A 22,362-nucleotide genomic window follows, 5' to 3' on the forward strand; every position below is an offset into this window, starting at 1 on the left:
TGTATAAGAGACAGAAAATATACAGAATAAATATACATGCAAATTTATTTTTTTATGTTTTTTTTGTTCCGGTTTCAATTATTTTTTTACATTTGTGAAGTTGGATTTGCTAAATAAAATATTCAAATGGTTTTAATTTCTGCTTTTTTATTTATAGTAGATATTTTTTGAGAAGAAAGTCTCGAGCCGGTTGTATAGAAAACAGGTGGAAAGTGAGGCAATGGCGGTGGTGTATATTCAATCTGAGATCTTTGCAAAAACCTCAGATGTGGATGCAGTTTAAGGCGTAGCAGCACAGCGGGTGCAAACGAGCGGGCAGCACACAACGCAGAAATGCGCCGCAGATGGGGTTTTTGCAAAGGTCTCAATCTGCTTATTTTTGATACGAGGCAGCCACGATGCGGCAAGTTAAGTTCGTTTGCGACAGAGATTTGCGGTAGGTGTGTAGAAATAGGGCATAGGAAGGTGCCGGTGTCTGAAAAAATTTAGGCCGTCTGAAAAACATTTTTCAGACGGCCTCACTTGTTTTGTTATTTGTCTGCTTTGCTGAGCGTGAAACCGGTAAAGCCGAACATCAGGGTAAGCAGCAGGCACAGATAGCAGAAGAAAGCGTAGGGCAGATAATCGAGAACGGGCACGCCCAAAACATTGCTGATGAATACGCCGCACACGCTCCAAGGAACGAGCGGATTGATCACGGTGCCGGCATCTTCGACCGTGCGCGCAATATTGCGCGGATGCAGGCCGAGCCGTTCGTAAACGGGCTTGAAGGTGTTTCCGGCCAGCAGCAGGCTGAGATATTGTTCGCCGATCAACACGTTTACGCCCAAAGAAGTGGCGGCCACGGAAAAGGTGGCTCTGCCGGCATTAACGAGCAAGTGGCTGATTGCCGACAGCAATGCAGGCAAGATACCTAAAGTGTTGAGCAAGCCTCCGAGGCTGAGGGCGAGAATAACGATGGTTTGGGTGAAAAACATGCTGTTGATGCCGCCGCGCGAAACCAATTTGCCCACTTCGCCCAAATCCGAGCCTTCGGCAGGCTTGTAGCCGCCGAAGAAATAGCCGCCAAGCTCGCCGATGCTCGGGCTGCTGTGTATGTAGGTAATGATGAGTGAGACGATGATGGTGGTGATGATGGCGTAAATGGCGTTAACTTTTTTCAGTACCAAGGCGAGTAAAACGGCGAAGGGCAGCAGGGTATAGGCGTGAATCAACCCGGTGTTTTCAAGTTGGGTACGGAAGTTTTGTACGCCGGATAAGTCGGCTTGGGCGATATCGCCGGAGAGCATCCACAAAATCGCAGCGGTGAGTATCCAAGCCGGCACGGTGGTGAACATCATATTGCGGATGTGCTCGAATAAATCGATGCCGACGATAGAGGCGGCAATGCTGGTGGTGTCGGAAAGCGGTGACATTTTGTCGCCGAAAAATGCGCCGGATACCACCGCACCCGCAACAATGGCGGGGTTCGCTCCGAATGCGCTGCCCATGCCGATAAAGGCAACGCCCAGCGTGGCGCAGGTGGTTAAGCTGCTGCCGATGGAAATACCGACAATCGAAGTCAGCACAAATACGGAAAGATAAAAGATGCTCGGCGAAATCAAGTCGAAGCCGTAATACATCAATGTGGGAATCGACCCCGACATCATCATGGCCGATACCAAAAGACCAATGAAGAAAAACAGATAAATGGCACCGATGCCCGACATCACGCCCGAAGCCATGCCTTCCTGCATATCTTTAAACGACAAACCTTTCCATTTGCCCATCGCTAAAAGCCCGCACAATACCAATATCACAGACAAATGCGGTACCCATTCGAAACCGATCATGGTTACGCCCATGGTGGCGATAATCAAGGCGCAAACCGGCAAGGCCTCGCGCGGGCTTATATTTAATAGAGGTTTTTTCATTGAAACTTTCTCCTGTGGTGCTTGTTTCCCATAAAAAAGCACCTTCGATCAGTATATTGCAGAAGGTTATCGGGCGGATGCAAAGCCGTTTCGGTTTTTCAGACGGCCTGCAATAAGAAGAGGGTATCGGATCAAGCCGCAATTATCTTAATCAGTTCGTTGCAAAGACACATGTGAGTTGAAATGCTTGCAGATGCACCCGCGTGCATATAGCAAAATGAACTTATTTTTGATACCCGGCGGCAAGGCCGGTCGCAGACATAAAGTTTATTTGCCTATCGGTTTTGCAGCATACTGCTAACGGCACACACCGAAATACAATCGCTTGCGCCGTAAACGCATCTGCTTGTCGGATTGGGTAACAATTTAACAAATGTGCCGAAAATAGGGAAGATGCGGGCACATTTTCTTAGCATGAACTAACCAACCGTTAGATAAGCGGTTGCAATTCAAACGCTATGGTCAATCCGTTTAACTTTGACGACGGCGTTGCCGCACCTTAGCTCAAAGAGAACGGTGGTGTAAGCCGTTAATGCGGCAACAGAATCGGTTCCGTACTGTTTGCACTGTCTGCATCTTATTGCAACTTGTATTAAAAATAAGTTGATTGACTATATCGGTTTGCCTTTAAAGCCTGAAGTGAAATCTTATGTAAAAAATGCCGCATAAATAGAATGCGGTCTGCGGATGAAGAACATGAAAGCTGCTGAATATATTAAAGAAAATTAATAAAAATTTAGAAATGTGCTAATCTTCATTTTATCTGCTTCGCACATCTTATCAAAAAACATCAATAAATTATGCTAAATTAAGCTCAAAACGTTTTAAACATTTAAAACAGGAAAGACAAAATGTTGAAGCCCGTTGCATTGTTTGCCGCCTTGTTGGCCGCCGCATTGCCTGTTTCCGCAGAAACACTCCACTACAATGTTGTTGAATTTTCCGAGAGTGCCAGTATCGAAGTGCTGCGCGATACGGCAATCGCCCGCTTGCGTGTGCATGAAGAAGGCAAGAATCAGGAAGAAGTCAGCGCCAATTTTATCAAAAAGCTCAATCATGTTACCCGTAAGGCAACATCGAATGAGTTCAAAACCGAATTGCTGCACCGCAGTGCTTCTCCTCGCTATGAATTTTCCGATAAGGGCAAGCAAACCCAAACAGGTTGGGAAGAGCAGGCCGTATTGCAGGTGGAAAGTAAAAATTTTGAAGCCGTTAACAAGCTGATTGCCGAAACGCGCAGCGAGGCCAATCTGGACAGCCTGACTTTCAGGGTGTCGAAACAAAGCCGTGAAGATACGGTGGACGAAGTCAGCAAGGCTGCGCTGAAGCGTTTCAGAGACCGCGCCGATTCGTTAACCAAAAATATGGGATTCCGCAATTACAAAATCGTGCGTTTGGATTTCGGACAAATCGGCAACCGCTCCGTGAGCAGCGCACCCGCACAAGTGATGCGGGCTAAAGCCGTGTCTGCCGAAGCTGCGACGGCGGTGCCGGAGCAGACCGCACCGGGAACGGAAGAAATCAGCATTACCGTGCGCGGTACGATTCAAATGTAACGGTGTTTGTTTTTGGGTTTTTTAGGGCGTGTCGTCGTAATGCTTTCCGACGATACGCTTAAGATTCAGACGGCCTTTCCGAAAGAGTAGGAAGGCCGTCTGAAAAACAATCGCAGGTGCCATCAACACATTTAGGAGCAGGTATGAAATCAACATTTGCATTACGCAGCGGTGCTTTGCTGTGTGCAGCCGTATTGGCCGTTTCAGGGTGTACTTCTGTGGCGGATATCGCCGGTTACGACAGCGCAACCTTAAATGAAGGTGCGGCAAAAAACTACGCCCAAGTGATGAATCAGGCGCGTAGCCAGCGTGCTTTGGATACGTCTTCCAAAACGGCCAAGCGTGTTCATGCGGTATTCAACCGCTTGAAACCCCATGCGGAACGGGCGAACCAAACCGGCGTTCCCTTCAAATGGGAAATGAGCGTGATCCGCTCCAACGAGCTGAATGCTTGGGCAATGCCGGGCGGCAAAATGGCTATGTACACCGGTTTGGTTGAGCGTTTGAAACTGAACGACGATGAAATCGCCGCCGTGGTCGGCCATGAAATGACCCATGCCTTGTTGGAACACAGCAAGAAAGCCATCGGCCAGCAGGTGTTAACCAATATTGCCGTTGGTGTGGGCGGTTCGGTGTTGGCAGCCAAAACAGGGGTAAGCAACGATACTGTTAATCTTTCGTCTGCTTTGTTGAGCGAATACGGCGTGAATATGCCGTTCTCACGCAGCCAAGAGCGTGAAGCCGATGCCGGCGGCGTGCGTTTGATGGCGGAAGCGGGCTACAACCCGCAAGCGGCGATTGCGGTATGGGAAAAAATGGAAAAAGTAGGCGGCCACAGCCACGGTGCTTTGGCAACTTTGGCCTCGACCCATCCGTCTAGTAAAGACCGTATGGAAGCCATCCGCAAAATGTTGCCTGAAGTGATGCCGATTTACGAGCGCAATAAACGCAGCCGCTAAGGCGCACTATCGGAACGCGTGCTTATTTAGTCAATCAACTTAAAAATAGTATATTCGTCATGTTCGGGCTTGGCTCAAGTATGGCGGAACGGTTGTTAAGTAAGTGATCTGATATACAAGTGAAATTTTTCTCTGTAATGTTGCAGGGGCGGATATATCATCCGCCCCTGCGATTTGTTACTCAGCAAGTAGTTTAGCCATACATAAAACCGGCAAGCCGTCTGAAAGATACTGTTCAGACGGCTTGCCGGTTTTACAGCGGGCAACTTATTTTCATCATGCGTTACTGCACGTTGCCGGAAAGATTACCAAATACGGTTGCCGATGGATTCGAGCAATGCCGAAGTTTCCGAACGCAGGCTGCGGCTGAGTAACTTTCTGAAGTTGTCTTCTTGTGTGTAATCCACCAGCATCGGTGCTTTGATCACATCGCGCGACACGCTGTATATGCTGCCGTAGTCGTCAATCAGGCCGATTTTTTTCGCTTCGTTGCCAGTGTAGATTCTGCCGCTGAATACATCGGGATTTTCTTTGTCTTTCAGACGGCTGCCCCTGCCCAGCTTCACGGCTTTGATAAATTCTTGATGGATGTCGGCCAGCATATTTTCCCAAATGCGGGTTTGTTCGGGGGTTTCAGGCGTAAAAGGATCGCCCATGCCTTTGTTGCTGCCGGCTGTTTTCAAACGGCGTTTCACACCTATTTTGTCCATCAGGCCGGTGAGGTCGAAGCCGCCCCCGATCACGCCGATACTGCCCACAATGCTGGTGGGGTCGGCATAAATTTTATCGGCCGCTGAAGCGATGTAGTAGCAGCCGGAAGCACACACATCTTCTGTTACCACATAAAGCGGAATGTTTTTGTGCTCCTCTTTCAGGCGGCGGATTTCGTTAAAGGCGATATTGGATACTACGGGCGACCCGCCGGGGCTGTTGGCCCGGATAATGATGCCTTTTACGCCCGAATTGCCATAAGCGGCTTCGAGGCTGTCTCTCAGCATGGCTACTTGGTCTTCGTCGTAATTACCGCCGATTGCACCGTTGAGTGAAATCACGGCGGTATGTTCGCTGGATTTGGCGGCCATGAGCTGGTGTGTGCCGTCTGAATCGCTGCAAGAGTGCACGGCAACCGATAAGATCATCAATGTCCAAACAGAACGCCAGATATTGCGCCAAAAGCGGTTGCGGCGTTGTTCTTGATAAGAGGCCATTAAGGCATCACGCATCACTTTATGTTCCCAATTTGCGCCGGTGGCGGCGGGGGAGGTGTGCTCTGGCGGTGTTTGGCCTTCTTGAGGTATGCGGTATTGCATGTTGACAACTTCCTAAAATAAACCGGCTGCTATTTTAGTTTAATTGAGGCCGTCTGAAAACTTGACTTTCAGACGGCCTGATGGTGAGGCTAAACATGGGCTGTATTGTTTGTCGATATGATGCGGGCGGGGATATCGGTTTTTATTTCGGGAAAACGTACCGTACTGTAAAAGCTGCCGTTTATTTGGGTTACATTGATGTGATACATACGGTAAGCATGGAGCAACTCGGCATCGGGCGGTGTGGGATGTTTCCAAAATTCTGCCAGACTTCCTTGAAAGGTGATCCCTTCGATATTGTAGTTGGCGCGGCCAATCACTTTTACCGGCATGTTGTGAATCAGAGCTGAGAGGCCGCTGGTGCTGTTTAAAGTTACCATGCCTATCCCGTGACGCAAGAAAACGGGCAAAGGCGCATCATGAACATAAAAAATGCGTTTTTTTAATTTGGGATGCTGTTGTACGAACCGGTTGATAGTTTTTCGGTAGTCTGTAAATCCCCTGTCCATAGGGTGGTGTTTCACAATCAGATTGGTATCTTCCGGCGCATGTGTTGCAAATGAAGACAATACATGGAGCAAAAAATTTTGGACGGACGAAAAATCACTGTGCACGCGCACTTGGCTGTCGTTAAATACTTGCAATGGCAAAATATAAAATTTACCGTAGCAGCCTTGCTGGATTTTTTTGCTGAAATTTCTATCCGTGAGCCAATAAGCAGCCCGCTTTATACCTGAAATCGTCCATGAACGGATATAGTTGGGGATACTGCTGCAACGGTGGTGTATGTAATGAGGATAGCATTTTCGGTTGTTACCGGCCGCCCAATAATAACGGATGGCACATTGCGCCATAGGAATAAATCCACCTCTGACAACAGGCGGTTCCGAGTATTTTTTTTTGATGAGTTTAGGAAATTTTTCTAAGAAAAAAGCGGCATCTCTGGGGAGAGTAGAAAAAGCATTCACCCCGTTTTGCTCGAGCGTTACATAAAAAGGCCTGAAATAGCCTTCTTCAAAAACCCAAAAACTTAAATTGAGTTTTTCGCTTATCTGTTTCGCAACGATGTGATAAGGGCGTGTATCGCCGAAGCACACGATTGCGTCGATTCGGTGCTCTGCGACAAAATTAATCAAAAAATCAGGAAATGCCTGATAGGTGTCACGGTAGGCAAAAGTATCGGGGATATGAGACGGGTAAAATAACTCGTCGCCATAATTAAAATTCAACTTGAATACGGTTTTGTTGTGCTGATTCTTTAACCATCTTCCCAAGCTTTTGAAAAATGGTCCTATCGGCCCTTGCAGCAATAAGATACGTTTGTTTTGGAAAATCAAATTCTCCAAATTGCTTTTGGCGTAGATGTTTTCCATGTAAATTATTCTTTTTGTTTTAGAAAATATTTGAAACTATAACATTAAATTGATTTGAAGAGTAAACAGAGTTGCTTGAATTTCCACCATTGTTTGGAAAGAAAACTTTTATGCAACAAATCGATATTGCGAAGCATTTCCTTTTGTTTGCGTAAAATGGTGATGGCCGTTTGAGTATTGATGAAAGAGCCTGTTTCAGGATGAACATAGTTCGGGTAATGAATCAATGTGCCGGCCACCAGCTCCCATAACGCCAATTTTCGAGTGCGGCGCGGCAGGTTCAGATAGTCCCGAGTTAATCCCCAGCCGGCATAAAACGGCAGGCCGTAACAATGTACGGTTTTGCCGCGCAATAAGGCCTCGAATCCGGATAGGGAAGTCAGAGTATGCACTTCATCGGCATGTTTCAGGCAAGTGAGGATGTCGCACTCGGTAACGGTTTGGTCGGCATAGCGTGATGCTTCTTCCGGCGGAATTGCGCCGACGCGGTTGCCGCTCACAACATCGGGGTGGGGTTTGTAAATGATGTAGGCATCGGGGTTCAGCTCACGCACTTTTTTCAATAAACCCAAATTAGTGCGGATTTCAGGCGAACCGTGGCGGATGGAGGCATCGTCTTCTACCTGACCGGGCACCAGCAGCACTTTACGGTCGGTATCCGGAATATTGAGCGTGCCGTTGCCGACGTTGTATTTGCTGATTTCCGCTTCGGTAAGCGCTTGCTGCAAATAAGAGGCCGTCTGAAAATCCTGTGCGGTAAATTCGCGGCTCTGCAAAATGTGCTCCAAGCGGGAGGGCTGTTCTGCGTTGAAGTAAATGCCTTGATCGTCGATAACGAGCGAGAGCGGCGGCACCAGATTGGAGCCCAATCCCACCGAACGTATGAAACCGTCTTCCATCCGTAGTACGGGCAGATTGTGTTTTTGAGCAAAATCAGCCGATTCCTGACTGCCGTTTCCCCAAACCAAAAGCCGTGCATCAGGTGGCAATACAGATTTTTCCAGTTTTTTGAAAGACGAAACGAAGTGCAGTCGGCAAGAGGGTACTTTGAAAAACGGCTTGATTACTGCTTGTTTCCACAAAGACATGCCGACGCAATAAAGATTGCCGCGCAACTTTTCATTTAAGCGGCGGGCAGAAGAAAGATAGTCGATAACATCGAATATCGTTCCCGTTTTACCGGTGTTCGGGTTGATGTAGCGGCTGTATTGCAGATAAGCGGCGGCAAAAAGTTGCAACAGCGAGCGGGAGGCACGACGTTTTTGTGCGGTTAAACCGGCTACACCGGAATGGCGGTCGTCGGAAACGCCCCAGCCTGCATACCACGGTAGTCCGAAAGTGACCACGGGCTTGCACAGCAGCAGGGCTTCAAATCCCATTTGAGAGGTAACGCAATAAACTTTATCTGCTTGCTCCAAAAGGGAAATCGGATTGATGTCTTCTGTCACCAAACGCACATTTTCCGCATGGTTAGAGAGGTCGGTAAGGTAGCCGCGTTTTTTGCCGCTCAATACATCGGGATGGGTTTTCACCCAGATTTCCGCATCGGGATTTTCAGATAAGGCCGTCTGAAACATGCGCTTAAAAGTATCTGCATCCGCGCCGCCGTATTGCACCGCCATATCGCCGTAGGTTTGGTCGATAACCAACACAACTTCTTTTTCAGACGGCCTTTTGATAGAGAGGCCGTCTGAAAAGATTGGCGCATGGTTGTATTTGGAAAGTTTGTTTGCAATGATAAGGCTGATTGCTTTTCGGGCATCTTCAATGATTTCAGGCGGCATGCTGTCCGCAGCCAAAACCAGCTGCTCCAAACGTGAAGTGCGGGTGGTGTCGTAGTAAATACCTAAATCGTCAACAACCAAAGCAAGCGGCGGGCAGCCTGTAATGCCCAAACCGATTGAGCGCAGAAAGCCGTCTTCTAAAGCAATGAATGGAAGACGGTGTTTTTTTGCATAGACACGAGCTTTCTGGGCTGTAGGACGCAAACCCCAGCCCAATACGCATGTTTTCTGTTTATGCGGCGTATTGCAGTAAAAATCAGGAAGCAACCTCGCCAGGTGGGGGATGTTACGTATTCCGCGAGAGAAAATCAGAGCTGTCTGCATGATAATAAAAGTGTCGTAACGGCCAAGGGCAAAATAAATGTTAATTTCTGTAATGTTTTTAAAGTTATGTTAATGAATATCGATGGTGAAATTTGGATAAGCAACTCGGACTTGGATATGGAAATGCGGGTAAATTCATCTAAATTTATATTTATCAAGAATAATAATTTTAAAGTGAAATTACTGAATGTATTTTATATTCTTAATAATAGTGAGCAATTGAATTAATAACATTTGCCATAGTATCATTTTTAGTTTAATATTGTAAACATATGTTTACTTTTATTTGTTTTGGAGCTGATGATAGCTATCTGTTATGGCGGGGCTTTTCAGGAATTTTAAAAAAGGGACGGATTTACTTTATGAGCAGTGCAAAACTAAAAAATCTAAAAAATATTTTGTTATATGTTGAACCATGGGTTGAGCTTTCTGAAGATTTCAGAATGGGGGCTTATGGGCATTACAACTACCTGCGCACATTACTCTTGCGCGAAAATCCTCATTTGAATATACAGATTATTGTTTCCGACAAGTTATATGAACACGTTCATTGTGAGAAGCCTTTGTGGTTGCATAGTGATATTAGAGTATTGGAACTTGATGAGTTGAACGGTATTTATGCCAATTATCGTGAGGCCGCTTCCTGCAACTATCATGATAGCCACAGTCATAAAAAAGCGGATCAATTGGCCGATCTGGTAAAACGGACATTGGGCGATTGGGAGCCAGATTTAGTGTTGATGCATGAAACACATGCTCCTTTTTTAAGGAAACTTTATCCTAATGCTCTGATTTTGCATGCCATGTATGGCATGACATTTAAAGAGCCTTTTCCTCAAACCTATCTTTTTGATGCGAAAGGCCTGTATGCTAAATCTAGCTTTAATAGTGAGGATGTGTTGGCCGACATCACAATTTCCGAGAAAGACGGAGAAATTTTAAGAAAGATTAAAAACTGGTACGCACAACAGATCGTGCCTCACGATCCCACCTGGGGAATTATTGAGAAATATCAGTCACGTTTTGAAAAATTGCTTCTATTACCATTGCAGGTGGACGGTTATTATGCTTTTGATGAATGCAGCCGTTATAAAAATCAGCTTGAGTTTCTTGAAGATGTATTAAACCGTGTGCCTAAAACATGGGGGGTTGTGGTTACCGGCCATTCTGGTTATCAGCCTGCTGTTTCCCAAGGCAAGTTTTACAAGTTGAAACTTAAGCATGAGAATCTTATTCAGCTTGATAGCTTGGATCGGATACCCTATGTATCCCAAGCCTTGCTGCCGCATATTGATGCGGTAGTGTCTGTTTCTTCATCACTGGCTTTCCAGGCCCTGTTATTTAACAAGCCCTTGATAGCTGCGGGATCCAGCCATATTAATAAAGCAGCAACGTGTTCTATCGATGATATCGCGAATGTATTTGATCTTCCGTATGACGAGATGAACAATTTCAAAATATTGAAATTTTTCTTTTTGAAATATCATTTGCTGCTTGGAAGTAAAGTTGAAAATCCCGAATTCTTTTACCAATACTTAAACGAATACTTCCATAACTGGCAGAAAGCTGAAAGTAATGTTGTGGCATCATCTTTATTGCCGGACGTATATTCTTCATTAGAAGCATATTTCCAAGATGTCGTTCAGGCAAGTCAGTGGCGCAAATGGGACAAACTGCTGCAAAGTAAAGGAATCGCCAAAGATAAAAATCCTATTTTTGTGGATATATTGTTTCATGATTTAATTTCTTGGGACTTATTCGACACGTTGGTTGATAGACCTTTCATTCATCCCCATGAGTTATTCCAGGCTTTGGAGGATAAGATTAAGCATATGACTAACAATGTCTATATGCCTTTTCACATGCTTCGCCGAGAAAGTGAACGTTTAGCAAGGGTACAATTTGCCAACAATAGGCGAGAAGTCCAATTTAAAGAAATTTATACTTGTTTGAGTGATAAAAGCAAGTTAGAAGACAAGCATATTGAGGCTTTAAAAAACCTTGAGCTGTTTGCAGAAAAGAACTGCATCAAGCCTCGCCGTTTAATGAAAAGAACATGGGATTTTGCCAATATTTTCGGTAAAGTCCGTTCAATCATCACAGATATTTATTTGGATGAGGACTTCATAAAAGAGGTGGTAACAGCCAACGGTTATGGTGAATATGACCAACTTTTAGTATCCTCTGAAACGCGGACGAGAAAAGAAGACGGCTCGATTTTCCCTGAGTATATTGCTAGAACCAATGAAACTTATGGCAAAGGAAAATTTCTCCACATCGGAGATAATCCCCGTGCCGACGGAGAAATGGCTCGTAAATACGGGATTACCACTCATGTAATACCCAAAGCGGTAGAGCAAATGCGACGTAGCTATTATGGTAAGTTGATGGACAAAGCATTGCGCCATAATTCGTACGATACAAGTTTGATTGCAGGCATGATAGCCAATAAATTTTTCAGCAGCCCAAGAGCACATTTTGACAATGCTGGTATTGGCAATCACGATTTATACAACTTAGGCTATAGCGTAGTAGGACCTTTTTTAGTGAGCTATGTCCAATGGGTTATCCGCAGGCTACAAACTAACCGTGCTGAGAGAGTGTATTTTTTAGCACGGGATGGGTACTTGATCATGAAAGTTTATGAGATTTTCAGAAAAGTATTTTCCGATTTGCCCGAATATCGTTATTTGCTTTGTTCCCGTAGGGGAGTGGCAGTGCCGGGGATTTTTAACCTTGACAATATTTTTGAAACGGCGATGCTGAATTACGGGGTAACCACCGTAGAGAATTTTTTAAGTTCGCGTTTCGGTTTATCAGTAAAAGATATTCCGGCTCATATTCTGAAAAAATACGGTTTTAAAGCGGATGGTTCAAGCAAAATCCATTTTCCTGATGATTTAGGTGTTACAAATAGTTTTGTTGCCGATATCCAGGATCTAATTCTGCTTAAAGCAGAAGAAGAGAGAAGGCTTTATTGTGATTACCTTGAAGAAGAGGGAGTATATGACGCTATAAATATAGCCATGGTTGATATCGGATACAGTGGCACTATGCAGCGAAAAATTAAAAGTATTACGGGCAAATCGTTCATTGGTCTCTATATGCTGACGCACAATTATGTATTGCCATCTTTCCGTCACGAGATTTTCGAGGGCTGGCTAGGCAATTATGACAATCAGCGCTCTTCAGCCCGTCATACCTTCAACGATTATATTCCTTTGCTGGAGTCCATGTTGAGCTCTGATGCAGGAAGTTTTGTTAATTTTTATATTGATGAAGAGGGTAATCGCCAAACGAATTATTTATATTCGGAGGAGGAAGAATCTAGATGCTTTTTCGTACGCACTATACAGCAAGGCGTCATAGATTTTGCCGAAGACTTTGTTTCCCGTTTGCATACATTATCATTAGATATTGAACTACCTCCTTCGGTAGGGGCAAATTTGATGTTTATGTTTGGAAGTACGCCTGCTGCTGAGGATGTAAAACTTTTTGAGGGATTGTTATTGGAGAATATGTTTGCGGGTGCAGAGTTTAGTGTTATAGCCAATGCAAGAGAGTTTTTAGATACCAAAGGCCATCTGAATAAGGAAAATTACAATTATTTAGTGAATCAATCCAAATGGAAAGCTGGAGCTGTAGTTGCTTACCAAAAATATTTGGAACCGGCCAAACCAACTGTATCGCTGGCGACAGCCTGTGTGACAGAAAAAAGCAAAGTTCCTGAGATTTCTGTTCAAAAAAATACAGTATCTCCCCCAAATATTGAGAAACTGGTTGCTAAGGAACGGAATTTGACTAAAAAGGAACGGTTAGTCCGGAAGCTAAAAGACAATCCGAGATTATTCATAGAAGATGCTCGTTATGTTCCTTATTTCGTCAAAAAACTGCTGGTTAGCAACACTCTGACATTAAGATATAGTCAGAATATTATTCAGAAGTTTATCAATTGAGAGAATTCTTAAGGGAAAAGATCGGTAAATTTGAATGATTCATTGTGTCAATCCCTGTAAGGCAGCAGGGATTGACATTTGTTTTATATGGCGATTGATATTAATGCCATGTTTGGATTGAAAGATTGTATGGGTATTTTTGAGAAAACATTATGTCGTATCAGTTTGATACTGGTGTTGACAGGTACCAATGCATGCGGGATTGTGCCAAGCTCTGGGCCGGAGACTAATGCTATTTTGATGTTGCCGCAGCAAACGATAAAAGTGCCCGATGTGTCTGTAATATCTGTGGATGAAAAAGTTATCGGTAAACTTTACTCTGCAGAAAAAAAGCAGTCGTTGCTTGATTTGACAATACGGGATTCGGGTTTTGCAGATTTAGTAGGGGTTAGCGATGTATTGGAAATTACCTTATGGGAAGCCGCGCCAGCTGTATTGTTCGGTGGAGCATTGAATTCGGTAGGATCAGGATCGGCTCAAACGGTTAACCTGCCCCCTCAAGTTGTGGGTTCGAGGGGAGAGATTTCAATACCTTTTTTAGGGCATATTTTTGCTCGTGGCAAAACACCGGTACAGATTGAAAAAGAGATTGTAGGCCGTCTGAAAAAAATGGCAAACCAGCCGCAGGCCATGGTGAGGGTTGTGCAAAATAACTCAAGCAATGCTACGGTAATTCGAGCCGGGCGCAGTATCAGAATGCCTTTAACCGGCCATCGCGAGCGTGTTTTAGATGCGGTAGCCGCTATTGGCGGAACGGATAGTGGGGTACAAGATATATCGGTACAGATGACCCGTGGAAACATGGTTCGTACGGTTGCTTTAGAAACGATTACGGCCCAGCCGGTGCAAAATGTTATTTTGCAGCCGGGTGATGTGATCACTTTGCTTTCGAAGCCTCTCAGTTTCACTGCACTGGGGGCGCTTGGTAAAAACCAGCAAATCTCCTTTTCGGCCAAGGGTATGAATTTAGGTGAGGCGATTGGCGCTTCCGGCGGTTTGTTGGATCGGCGTGCCAATCCTAAGGGTGTTTTTGTGTTTCGATATCAGCCTTTAGAGTTGCTGCCTCAAGAAGAGAAAGAAAAGTGGTTGGCCAAAGGCTATGATATTTCAATGGAAGTGCCAACTGTTTACAGAATGAATCTTCTGGATGCAAATTCGTTGTTTTGGTTGCAGAAATTTCCTATGAAGGATAAAGACATTGTGTATGTGGCCAATGCTCCGCTGGCTGAAATGCAGAAGTTTTTGCAATTTGTATTTTCTCCTGTGGTGAGCGGTGTGAACAGTGTGAACAATATAGCTAATTGATCGCCAAAAGAAAGTGTAAATTAAAAATGTCTGAAAAAAATACAGATGCGGAAATAAGCCTGAAACCACTCGAATCAAACCAAAAGGCTGCGGATGATGCTCAACGTGATGTGATTCGGCGGCAGCAGAAAAAACAGATTCGTCTCCCCAAACCCGGGTTATTGGCTTGGGTGACAATTATTATTCCAACCGTATGTTCAGTGGTTTATTTTTCCGGATGGGCATCAGATCGATATACGTCTGAATCCAGCTTTGTGGTGCGTTCGCCTCATAATCAAACTTCTACAGGCGGTTTGGGGGCTTTGCTGCAAAGTGCAGGCTTCACCCGTTCTCAAGACGATACTTATACTGTTAGAGACTACATGGGATCGCGTACCGCTTTAGATGAATTAAGTAAGACGATTCCCGTTCGTTCGTATTACGAAGAAAAAGGTGATGTTTTCAGCCGCTTTAATGGCTTCGGATTCAGTGATTCTGTTGAAGCTTTTTATCAATACTATAAAGATAAGGTCTCTATTGCTTTTGATCCGGTGTCCGGAATTTCTACGTTGGGGGTGGAGTCTTTTGATGCGCAAGAATCACAGCAAATTAATGCGGCATTGTTGAGTAAGGGTGAGGAGCTGATCAATAAGCTTAACGCCCGGGCGCGTAAAGACACTATTGAACAAGCTCAGCAAAATGTAGCGGTGGCCGAAGAGCGTGTTAAGAATGCAGCTGAAGAAATGGCCGTGTATCGAACCAAACACGGTATTTTTGATTTGAAAGCCCAATCCGAAGCACAAATGGGGCTGGTGTCTAAATTACAGGATGAGTTAATTGTGATTCAAACACAATTAGACCAAGTAAAAGCGGTTACACCTGAAAACCCCCAAATCCCCGGCCTGAAAGCACGCGAAAAAAGTTTGCAGCGTGAAATCAAGCAGCAAATGCAGATGATTTCAGGGGGATCAAGCAATTCTATAACGGCTCAAGCGGCGGCATATCAGCGTTTGTTTTTAGAAAATGAGTTGGCGGAAAAGCAATTGTCGGCAGCCATTGCAGCACTGGAAAACGCGAAAGCAGAGGCAGAGCGCAAGCAGCTTTATCTTGAAGTCGTGTCTAAGCCCAATCGTCCTGATATGGCTTTGAAGCCGCAACGCTTATATAACATCGTTGCAACATTTTTTATCGGTTTGATGTTGTATGGCATTTTGAGTTTGTTGACTGCCAGCATAAGAGAGCATAAAAACTGATGAAAGCGCTGCATGAAACTACTTTTTGGGAGTCTTTAGCCATTCAAAAGCGGGTAGTCGGTGCGCTTTTGATGCGTGAAATCATCACCCGTTACGGTCGCAACAATATCGGTTTTCTGTGGCTGTTTGTAGAGCCGTTGTTAATGACGGTGCTCATCGTTATATTGTGGAAGTTTATTCACGCAGATCATTTTTCCACCCTTAATATTGTCGCTTTTACGCTGACAGGTTATCCGATGGCCATGATGTGGCGTAATGCGTCAAACCGTGCCGTCGGCGCGATTTCGGCAAATTCCAGTTTGCTCTATCACCGCAATGTAAAAGTGTTGGATACCATATTGGCTCGCGTGTTGTTGGAAGTTGCCGGAGCCACTGTAGCACAAGTCGCGATTATGGCGGTGTTGATTGCGGTAAGATGGATCGAACCGCCCGCAGATATTTTTTATATGCTTATTGCGTGGTTTTTGATGTCCTTATTTGCTTTCGGATTGGGTTTGATTATTTGCTCCGTTGCTTTTAAATTTGATGCCTTGGGTAAACTTTGGAATACCTTCAGTTTTATTATGCTGCCTTTATCCGGAGCTTTTTTCTTTGTTTCTTCATTGCCTTACCAAGCTCAAAAGTACATATTGTGGATTCCGATGGTACACGGTACGGAAATGTTCCGGCACGGTTATTTCGGCAGTGCGGCAAATACGTTGGAAAACCCGTGGTATTTGTTATTGTGCAATTTGGTCATGCTGTGGATAGGATTGGCGATGGTGGCTAAATTCAGCAAGGGGGTGGAACCCCAATGATTTCTGTTGAACATGTGTATAAAAAATATCAGACACGATTGGGCTGGCGGACGGTGTTGGAAGATATCAATTTTCAGCTCGAAAAAGGCGAAAAAATCGGTATCCTAGGCCGGAACGGGGCGGGCAAATCCACGCTGATACGCTTGATCAGCGGTGTGGAACCGCCCACCGAGGGCGAGATTAAACGCACGATGAGCATTTCTTGGCCGTTGGCGTTCAGCGGGGCGTTTCAAGGCAGCCTTACCGGTATGGATAATTTGCGCTTTATCTGTCGGATTTATAATGTTGATATCGATTATGTGAAGGCGTTTACGGAAGAGTTTTCCGAGCTGGGGCAATATCTCTATGAGCCGGTAAAACGCTACTCTTCAGGTATGAAGGCACGGCTGGCATTTGCATTATCGCTGGCGGTAGAATTCGACTGTTATCTGATCGACGAAGTGATTGCGGTGGGCGACTCGCGTTTTTCGGAAAAATGCCGCTACGAGCTGTTTGAGAAGCGTAAAGACCGATCGATTATTCTGGTGTCGCACAGCCCGAGTGCGATGAAGCAATATTGCGACAATGCCATGGTGTTGGAAGCGGGCAGGCTGCATCAGTTCGATAATATGGATGATGCTTACCAATACTACAATACTCGTATTTGAGTTTATATCTGTTTTATAAAGATGCCGTCTGAAATCTTTTCAGACGGCATCTTTATATTTATAAATAAAAAACAGTTTATGCCGTTTCGGGGACGGAGCCTTGCAAGAGATATTGAATCGTTTCGCGCACGCTCTTGATGGCGTTTCCGAAGGGCAGGGGGTCTTTGCCTCTGAAGAATAATCCTTTATCCATTTCGCCGCGCCAAGCGGCGGCCAGTTGGATGTCGATACAGAATTGCCCCACTTTATCTAAACCGTCGCGCAGGCCGCACACGGAAAGGCAGTTGAGACCTTGCGTGCAGCGGCGTGAGTCGGCTTTGGCATTGGCTTGCAGCTTTGCTTCGCGTTTGATGTAGCTTTCTAGAAATTTAGTGCGCACGCCGCGGGCGGGCAGGCCGGCAACCGACATAAATTCGACGACTTGCTCAAGCGGTGCGCCGGCCAAAGTTTTTTTGAAATTTAAGTGTGCATCGCCTTCTTCGGTTACGGCGAACGCGGTGCCGATTTGTACGGCAGAAGCTCCCCATGCTTTTAAGGCGGTGGTGATTTTGTCGAAATTGGCCATGCCGCCGGCAAGAATCAAAGGTATTTTTTCGCTTTCCAGCCCCAGTTTTTTAAAAACTTCGCAGGTTTCTTCAATAACGCGTTTGAACTCGAATTTTTCATCGTTCACGCCGTCTACGGTCATTGTGCCGAGATGGCCTGCGGCATGTGCGGGGTGTTCGATCACAATCGCATCGGGCAGTATGCCTTTTTTCATCCAGCGTTTGAGCACAATATTGATGCCGCGCGATTCGGAAAGAATGGGTAGCAAAGCAATATCTTTATGGTAGCCTTCAGTCATTTCGGGCAGGTCAAGCGGCAGGCCCGCGCCCATCACAATCGCATCTGCGCCCGATTCGCATGCCTGGCGCACTAACGCTTGGTGGTCTTTAACGGCTTTCATCACGTTTACGGCAATGATGCCTTTGCCTCCGGCATCCGCTTTCGCTTTGCGGATTTCTCTGTCAAGAGCAATATGGTTGAGTTTGCAGTATTTTTCTTCGGAAGGGTTGATTTTCGACTCGGCCAGCAAGTCTTCATGCAAATGGCGCAAATCTACGCTGGCAATCGTGCCGACGCCGTTTTCGCGGGCCACTGCGCTGGAAAGTTTGGAAGCGGATACGCCTACGCCCATTCCGCCCTGCACAATCGGAATCAGTGATTTGCCGCGAATAAACAAGGGATCGAAGCTGTGTTGCATGAATAGGTTTCCTTTATAGTGAAATGCGGATTTTATGATTGACTATGGAGCGGCTGTGGCAGGTGATGAAGCACCAAGCCGTAGGGTATTTTTGGATTAGGCATTATACTCTAATTTAAATCGAAATTAGAGTAGAACTATAGTTATTTTTTTGGAGAGTGTGTAAATTTGCTTTACCGCCATGAAGCCGGATATTTCATGGCGGTAAAAATTGAGAAAAATACTCTGAAATTCAATTGTTTGGTTTTCTTTGAGGGTGGTAGGTTCAGGTGTGTGAGGCCGTCTGAAAAAAGTGATGTGCCGTTTCAAGGCGCAGATGCCGATTGGGAGGGGGCATTCAACCATTGCCACTGTTCGCGCAGGGTTTCCGCTAAAGCGTGTTGTTTTTCTTGTGGTGTTTCCAAGCCTGAAGTGAGCTTGTTGTAGTCTAACGTAACGGAGGGGTTGTCCACCGGGCCGTTGATTTTGATGGGTATGGGCTTGGCTTGGCTGTTTTTTACATTGCGTATCAACATGTTTTCCGACATGGTTTGGGCGTTGAAATCGGTTTGCCCGCTGCTGGTGATATTGAAAATGTCGGAGGTAAGCTCGGCATTTTCATGGGTGCCGACGCCGTTGCGGATTTCGCTGGTGAGCGAAAAATGGCGGAAGGGCGTTTGCATGTCGCGGTTTTTATTATTAACGGCAGTATTGTTCCCCAAACTTTGCAAAACATTGGAGATATCCAAGCCCAGCCATGCGCCTTGGCTGACGTTAAGCTGCAAAGTGCCGTTGAGTGTTTTGGTAAGGCTTTCGCGGTTATGGCCTTTTGCCGTGAGATCGATTACCGCATCGCCTATGCCGCCGATACGGTGGTAGCCGAGCAAGTCTTGCACAAGCGGGCGGATTTGTACGCCGCGTGCGTTTTGCTGCAAATGGTAGGCCGGCGGATCGGTGTTGGCGATACTGATGCCGCCTTCGGTTTGGCCGCCGTAGAGCCCGGCACGGAAATTCGTGAGCGTGATGCGTTGGTTGTCGGCATAAAGCACGGTTTGCAAATCGTCCATTTGCAGGCCGGGCATATTCAGGCTGCCGATGCGGATATCGGCATGAACTTGCGGCATGGCCGTTTGATTTAAAAATGCGGGGAAAAGATTGCCGCTTTTGGCTTGGAAATCGCTCCAATAAGGAAGCAGCGACAGTTTCTGCATGCCGACTGTGGCACGGATTGTGGCGGGGGTGTCTGTACCGGCGGCGGTATAGCGGGCGGAAACTTCTGTGTTTTGCCGGTCAAACAAGCCTTTTAAATCAAGTGTCCAATTTTTGTTGTTATGCAAGGCGAAACGGCCTTCCATTTGGCTGACTAGGCGCGAACGCGGGGCGGCTTTCAGGCTGTCTTGGTGGGTGCTTAATCTGAATTTTTCCGATTCCAACAAGGTGTCTTTTTGCCAGATAAGCGGCCCTGAAAGATTAAAAGTGGTTTGCTTCGTTTGGTTTTTATGGCTGCCGTTGAATTCAAATTCACTGATGGTGGCCACGGTTGGGCGCAGGCTGATGCGGGAGAGTGCCAGAGAGCCGTCCCAACTGCTTTCCGACGACGAACGGGCAGTAAACACCGCGCTGATTTCGCTCACACTGATGTGTTTTTTCTTCCAAAGCAGGGCAGGGCTTTGCGCGGTAAGGTGCAGTTTGTGAAAAGAGCTGTCGGCACGCAGGCGCAGGTTGCGGGCTTGCAAGGTGTGGTTTTTCGGCTGCCAAGTAAGGTCGGCATCGGCGGCAAACGAAGTGGTTTCATTGCCCGTAGGCAGAGTGGCATCTACATGAACGGCGGGGAAAAGCCATTCGCTGCCGTTGATATTCAGACGGCCTGTGCTGTGCCATCTGAAAAGTTGATGTTTATTATGGTGTGTTGTTCCGTTTAAGGTAAACGTGCGCGAAGATTCAGATTCGCCGCTTAAATTTAAATTAAAATTTCGGGTGTCGTAATGCGCGTCGGGCGTGCCTATGTTCAGACGGCTGTTTTCAATGACCAGCCTGTTTATTTGTGCCGCGCGGCCGGATGTTTTCCATAAATCCTGAAAGCTCCACACGCCGTCGGGTTGCTGATTGGCTTGCGCATCCGCTTCTTTTACCACCCATTTTTCAATAACCGCCTTGTCGCTCCAAAGATTGCTCCATGCCAACCCGATGCGCATTTCTTTGGCGTGCAGAGCCGATGCCGCGCTGTTGGGCTTGCTCACTGCCACATCATACAGCGTAACGGTAGGGCGGGGCAGCCACGAACGGCCGATCTCACTGCTGAAACGCACCGTGCGGCCGCTGCCCCGCACCGCTTCATCTGCCCAAGCCTGAATGTGCCGGCTGTCGAACAGATAATGCAGAAAACCTTGGGCGATAAGCACGGAAGAGGCCAGCGCAATCATGCCGTATACAGAGAAACGCAGCCAAAATTTTCCGGAGCGGAAGAGTTTAACCATGATAAAAGAATAAAAAGAAACGCTTGAAGTATAGCATATAGGCCGTCTGAACATCGTTTGGTAGCGGATAAAGCCGAATATTGCTACTATTCGGCACCAACGGCAGCGAATGGCGAGACGGCACCGCTTCGCCGCCACGGTTGGAAAACTTCACTAACAGCCGCAACCGCTCATCGTGCCATACATCCTATATACATATATATAAGAGTGATGCACGCGGCCTTGAATATTCGGAGCGTATGATGATTATTGTGATGCAGAAACAGGCTGCGCCCGAAGCAGTCGAAAGCGTAATCCAATTTATCCGCAGCAGAGGTTTGCAGGAACACGTTTCGCGCGGAGAAGAGCGCACCATTATCGGCGCAGTCGGCGACGAGCGCGTGTTTCACCCCAACGAATTGGAACGCCTGAACGGAGTCGAACGAGCCATCCGCGTGCTCAACGAATGGAAAATCATCAGCCGCGAAACCAGCCCTGAAAACACCGTGATTACCGTGCGCGGCGTATCCATCGGCGGCAGCAAAATGCTTGATATTACTGCCAACCCGCAACAATCCGGCAAAGCCGATATGGCATTTGCCGATCCCTTCTACCTGCCCGCCCGCCCCTATACCGATGCCGTTGCCCATAACGAACACGAGCAAATCCGCGCCATGCAGGCCGAAGTGGCCAAACACCATGCGGCAGGCAAACCCGTTATCGTGCGCATCCGCGACGTGCGTCAGCTCGCCTCCACACTGGATGCCGAAGCCGACATCCTCTATCTCGGCGGCGAACTCATGAGCAACCGCGCCCTTCAAGACGAAGTAGGCCGTCTGAATACCCCCGTTGTGTTATGTAAAGACAAACACCACCGCGCCGACGAATGGCTGGTTGCCGCCGAACACATCGCCTTGCGCGGCAACCACCATATCATTCTCGGCGAAGCAGGCACCCTCAGCTTCGAGCCGGAACACACCTACCGCCTAGACGTAGATGCCATCGTGCTCGTGCGCCGCGTAAGCCATCTGCCCGTTATCGCCAACATCACCCGCTTGTGGCACGGCGATATGCCCCAAGAAATTTTATACAAACTCGCCCAAGCCGCAGGTGCCGACGGCATCGTAAACAGCTTATAAGGTTGGCGTTTTTCTCAATACGTTTCCCTCAAGCCGTGCAAGGGCGGATATACAATCCGCCCCTACGAATCAAACATGGCCGTCTGAAAAAAACGGTTTCCTTTGTAGGTCGGATTCTCGAATCCGACGTTTATACATTATCACAATGATTAAACATCTCCGTGTTAGCAACCGTTTTGTCGGATACAAGTATCCGACCTACGCTTATTCTCCGACCATGCCGCGTTACATCCCGACAAAAAACGTCACATGACAAAATAATAAACCCCTCCTTGCGCGTTGGGGCAAATAAACGACAAAAAACGGCAGGTTGGTTTTCAAATATTATTCAAAAAACATAATGATTAAATCATAAAATGCTTAACACATAAAATTAAAATATATTAATA

General features: G+C 46.4%; 15 protein-coding genes and 1 pseudogene. 8 read left to right on the forward strand and 8 right to left on the reverse strand.

All coding sequences use genetic code 11. From position 1 onward, the window contains the following. Positions 1 to 242: 242 nt before the first annotated feature. Both AKG43_RS13415 and nhaC read right to left on the reverse strand, forming a co-directional pair. Positions 243 to 377 (reverse strand): annotated as a pseudogene (locus tag AKG43_RS13415) (signal peptidase); the annotation flags it as partial. Positions 378 to 530: 153 nt separating this feature from the next. After that, positions 531 to 1,913 (reverse strand): Na+/H+ antiporter NhaC, encoded by a 1,383-nt coding sequence (gene nhaC, locus AKG43_RS10435; RefSeq protein WP_054600498.1) that lies wholly within the window; start codon positions 1,911 to 1,913, stop codon positions 531 to 533. 851 nt (positions 1,914 to 2,764) lie between these two features. On the opposite strand from nhaC, the gene AKG43_RS10440 reads away from it, so the two are divergent. Continuing rightward, positions 2,765 to 3,469 carry an SIMPL domain-containing protein gene (locus tag AKG43_RS10440; protein ID WP_054600499.1) on the forward strand — a complete coding sequence of 235 codons (705 nt, stop codon included), beginning with the start codon at positions 2,765 to 2,767 and terminating at the stop codon, positions 3,467 to 3,469. 21 nt (positions 3,470 to 3,490) lie between these two features. Here the strand turns inward: AKG43_RS10440 and AKG43_RS13560 are convergent, their stop codons facing one another. Further along, positions 3,491 to 3,625 carry a hypothetical protein gene (locus tag AKG43_RS13560; RefSeq protein WP_255351201.1) on the reverse strand — a complete coding sequence of 45 codons (135 nt, stop codon included), beginning with the start codon at positions 3,623 to 3,625 and terminating at the stop codon, positions 3,491 to 3,493. Here AKG43_RS13560 and AKG43_RS10445 point away from each other — a divergent pair. Continuing rightward, positions 3,613 to 4,428, forward strand: coding sequence for a M48 family metallopeptidase (locus tag AKG43_RS10445; RefSeq protein ID WP_054600500.1), 816 nt, complete (start codon positions 3,613 to 3,615; stop codon positions 4,426 to 4,428). The genes AKG43_RS13560 and AKG43_RS10445 overlap by 13 nt on opposite strands. Positions 4,429 to 4,733: 305 nt before the next feature. Here AKG43_RS10445 and AKG43_RS10450 read toward each other — a convergent pair whose 3' ends face one another. The 3 genes from AKG43_RS10450 to AKG43_RS10460 all read right to left on the reverse strand — a co-directional run bounded on the left by AKG43_RS10450 (position 4,734) and on the right by AKG43_RS10460 (position 9,219). Then, positions 4,734 to 5,738 (reverse strand): S49 family peptidase, encoded by a 1,005-nt coding sequence (locus tag AKG43_RS10450; protein ID WP_054600501.1) that lies wholly within the window; start codon positions 5,736 to 5,738, stop codon positions 4,734 to 4,736. Positions 5,739 to 5,827: 89 nt separating this feature from the next. Beyond that, positions 5,828 to 7,111 carry a capsule biosynthesis protein gene (locus AKG43_RS10455; RefSeq protein ID WP_054600502.1) on the reverse strand — a complete coding sequence of 428 codons (1,284 nt, stop codon included), beginning with the start codon at positions 7,109 to 7,111 and terminating at the stop codon, positions 5,828 to 5,830. A 44-nt stretch (positions 7,112 to 7,155) separates the two neighbouring features. Continuing rightward, the gene (locus tag AKG43_RS10460; protein WP_197273144.1) at positions 7,156 to 9,219 is read right to left on the reverse strand and encodes a capsular polysaccharide biosynthesis protein; all 2,064 of its coding nucleotides are present in this window, start codon (positions 9,217 to 9,219) and stop codon (positions 7,156 to 7,158) included. Between the two features lie 362 nt (positions 9,220 to 9,581). Here AKG43_RS10460 and AKG43_RS10470 point away from each other — a divergent pair, with 362 nt between their 5' ends. The 5 genes from AKG43_RS10470 to AKG43_RS10490 all read left to right on the forward strand — a co-directional run bounded on the left by AKG43_RS10470 (position 9,582) and on the right by AKG43_RS10490 (position 17,156). Next, a complete protein-coding gene (locus tag AKG43_RS10470; protein ID WP_054600505.1) occupies positions 9,582 to 13,175 on the forward strand; it encodes a hypothetical protein in 3,594 nt (1,197 codons plus the stop codon). 129 nt (positions 13,176 to 13,304) lie between these two features. Beyond that, a complete protein-coding gene (locus AKG43_RS10475) occupies positions 13,305 to 14,480 on the forward strand; it encodes a polysaccharide biosynthesis/export family protein (RefSeq protein WP_054600511.1) in 1,176 nt (391 codons plus the stop codon). A gap of 26 nt (positions 14,481 to 14,506) precedes the next feature. Continuing rightward, on the forward strand, positions 14,507 to 15,712 hold the full coding sequence (locus AKG43_RS10480) for a capsule biosynthesis protein (RefSeq protein ID WP_197273145.1): 1,206 nt from the start codon (positions 14,507 to 14,509) through the stop codon (positions 15,710 to 15,712). Continuing rightward, positions 15,712 to 16,509 (forward strand): ABC transporter permease, encoded by a 798-nt coding sequence (locus AKG43_RS10485; protein ID WP_054600506.1) that lies wholly within the window; start codon positions 15,712 to 15,714, stop codon positions 16,507 to 16,509. Before AKG43_RS10480 ends, AKG43_RS10485 begins: the two co-directional genes overlap by 1 nt. Next, a complete protein-coding gene (locus AKG43_RS10490) occupies positions 16,506 to 17,156 on the forward strand; it encodes an ABC transporter ATP-binding protein (RefSeq protein WP_054600507.1) in 651 nt (216 codons plus the stop codon). The genes AKG43_RS10485 and AKG43_RS10490 overlap by 4 nt, the downstream gene beginning before the upstream one ends. 76 nt (positions 17,157 to 17,232) lie before the next feature. On the opposite strand, the gene AKG43_RS10495 is transcribed toward AKG43_RS10490, so the two are convergent. After that, positions 17,233 to 18,399 (reverse strand): nitronate monooxygenase family protein, encoded by a 1,167-nt coding sequence (locus AKG43_RS10495; RefSeq protein WP_054600508.1) that lies wholly within the window; start codon positions 18,397 to 18,399, stop codon positions 17,233 to 17,235. A 305-nt stretch (positions 18,400 to 18,704) separates the two neighbouring features. Then, positions 18,705 to 20,855 (reverse strand): AsmA family protein, encoded by a 2,151-nt coding sequence (locus AKG43_RS10500; protein ID WP_054600509.1) that lies wholly within the window; start codon positions 20,853 to 20,855, stop codon positions 18,705 to 18,707. A gap of 242 nt (positions 20,856 to 21,097) precedes the next feature. Between AKG43_RS10500 and AKG43_RS10505 the strand changes: the two genes are divergently transcribed. Next, entirely contained in the window at positions 21,098 to 21,973 is an 876-nt protein-coding gene (locus tag AKG43_RS10505) for a chorismate mutase (RefSeq protein ID WP_054600510.1), read from the forward strand. Positions 21,974 to 22,362: the final 389 nt, after the last annotated feature.

The organism is Neisseria sp. 74A18, assembly GCF_001308005.1.
In the GTDB taxonomy this organism is placed as follows: Bacteria; Pseudomonadota; Gammaproteobacteria; order Burkholderiales; family Neisseriaceae; genus Neisseria; species Neisseria dumasiana.

What these genes read in the sequence shown, in the direction of transcription:
- AKG43_RS10450 (WP_054600501.1), bottom strand. Translation starts at nt 5,738, where the DNA reads ATGCAATACCGCATACCTCAAGAAGGCCAAACACCGCCAGAGCACACC.
- AKG43_RS10455 (WP_054600502.1), bottom strand. Translation starts at nt 7,111, where the DNA reads ATGGAAAACATCTACGCCAAAAGCAATTTGGAGAATTTGATTTTCCAA.
- AKG43_RS10490 (WP_054600507.1), top strand. Translation starts at nt 16,506, where the DNA reads ATGATTTCTGTTGAACATGTGTATAAAAAATATCAGACACGATTGGGC.
- AKG43_RS10445 (WP_054600500.1), top strand. Translation starts at nt 3,613, where the DNA reads ATGAAATCAACATTTGCATTACGCAGCGGTGCTTTGCTGTGTGCAGCC.
- AKG43_RS10500 (WP_054600509.1), bottom strand. Translation starts at nt 20,855, where the DNA reads ATGGTTAAACTCTTCCGCTCCGGAAAATTTTGGCTGCGTTTCTCTGTA.
- AKG43_RS10440 (WP_054600499.1), top strand. Translation starts at nt 2,765, where the DNA reads ATGTTGAAGCCCGTTGCATTGTTTGCCGCCTTGTTGGCCGCCGCATTG.
- nhaC (WP_054600498.1), bottom strand. Translation starts at nt 1,913, where the DNA reads ATGAAAAAACCTCTATTAAATATAAGCCCGCGCGAGGCCTTGCCGGTT.
- AKG43_RS10505 (WP_054600510.1), top strand. Translation starts at nt 21,098, where the DNA reads ATGATTATTGTGATGCAGAAACAGGCTGCGCCCGAAGCAGTCGAAAGC.
- AKG43_RS13560 (WP_255351201.1), bottom strand. Translation starts at nt 3,625, where the DNA reads ATGTTGATTTCATACCTGCTCCTAAATGTGTTGATGGCACCTGCGATT.
- AKG43_RS10470 (WP_054600505.1), top strand. Translation starts at nt 9,582, where the DNA reads ATGAGCAGTGCAAAACTAAAAAATCTAAAAAATATTTTGTTATATGTT.
- AKG43_RS10480 (WP_197273145.1), top strand. Translation starts at nt 14,507, where the DNA reads ATGTCTGAAAAAAATACAGATGCGGAAATAAGCCTGAAACCACTCGAA.
- AKG43_RS10485 (WP_054600506.1), top strand. Translation starts at nt 15,712, where the DNA reads ATGAAAGCGCTGCATGAAACTACTTTTTGGGAGTCTTTAGCCATTCAA.
- AKG43_RS10475 (WP_054600511.1), top strand. Translation starts at nt 13,305, where the DNA reads ATGGGTATTTTTGAGAAAACATTATGTCGTATCAGTTTGATACTGGTG.
- AKG43_RS10495 (WP_054600508.1), bottom strand. Translation starts at nt 18,399, where the DNA reads ATGCAACACAGCTTCGATCCCTTGTTTATTCGCGGCAAATCACTGATT.
- AKG43_RS10460 (WP_197273144.1), bottom strand. Translation starts at nt 9,219, where the DNA reads ATGCAGACAGCTCTGATTTTCTCTCGCGGAATACGTAACATCCCCCAC.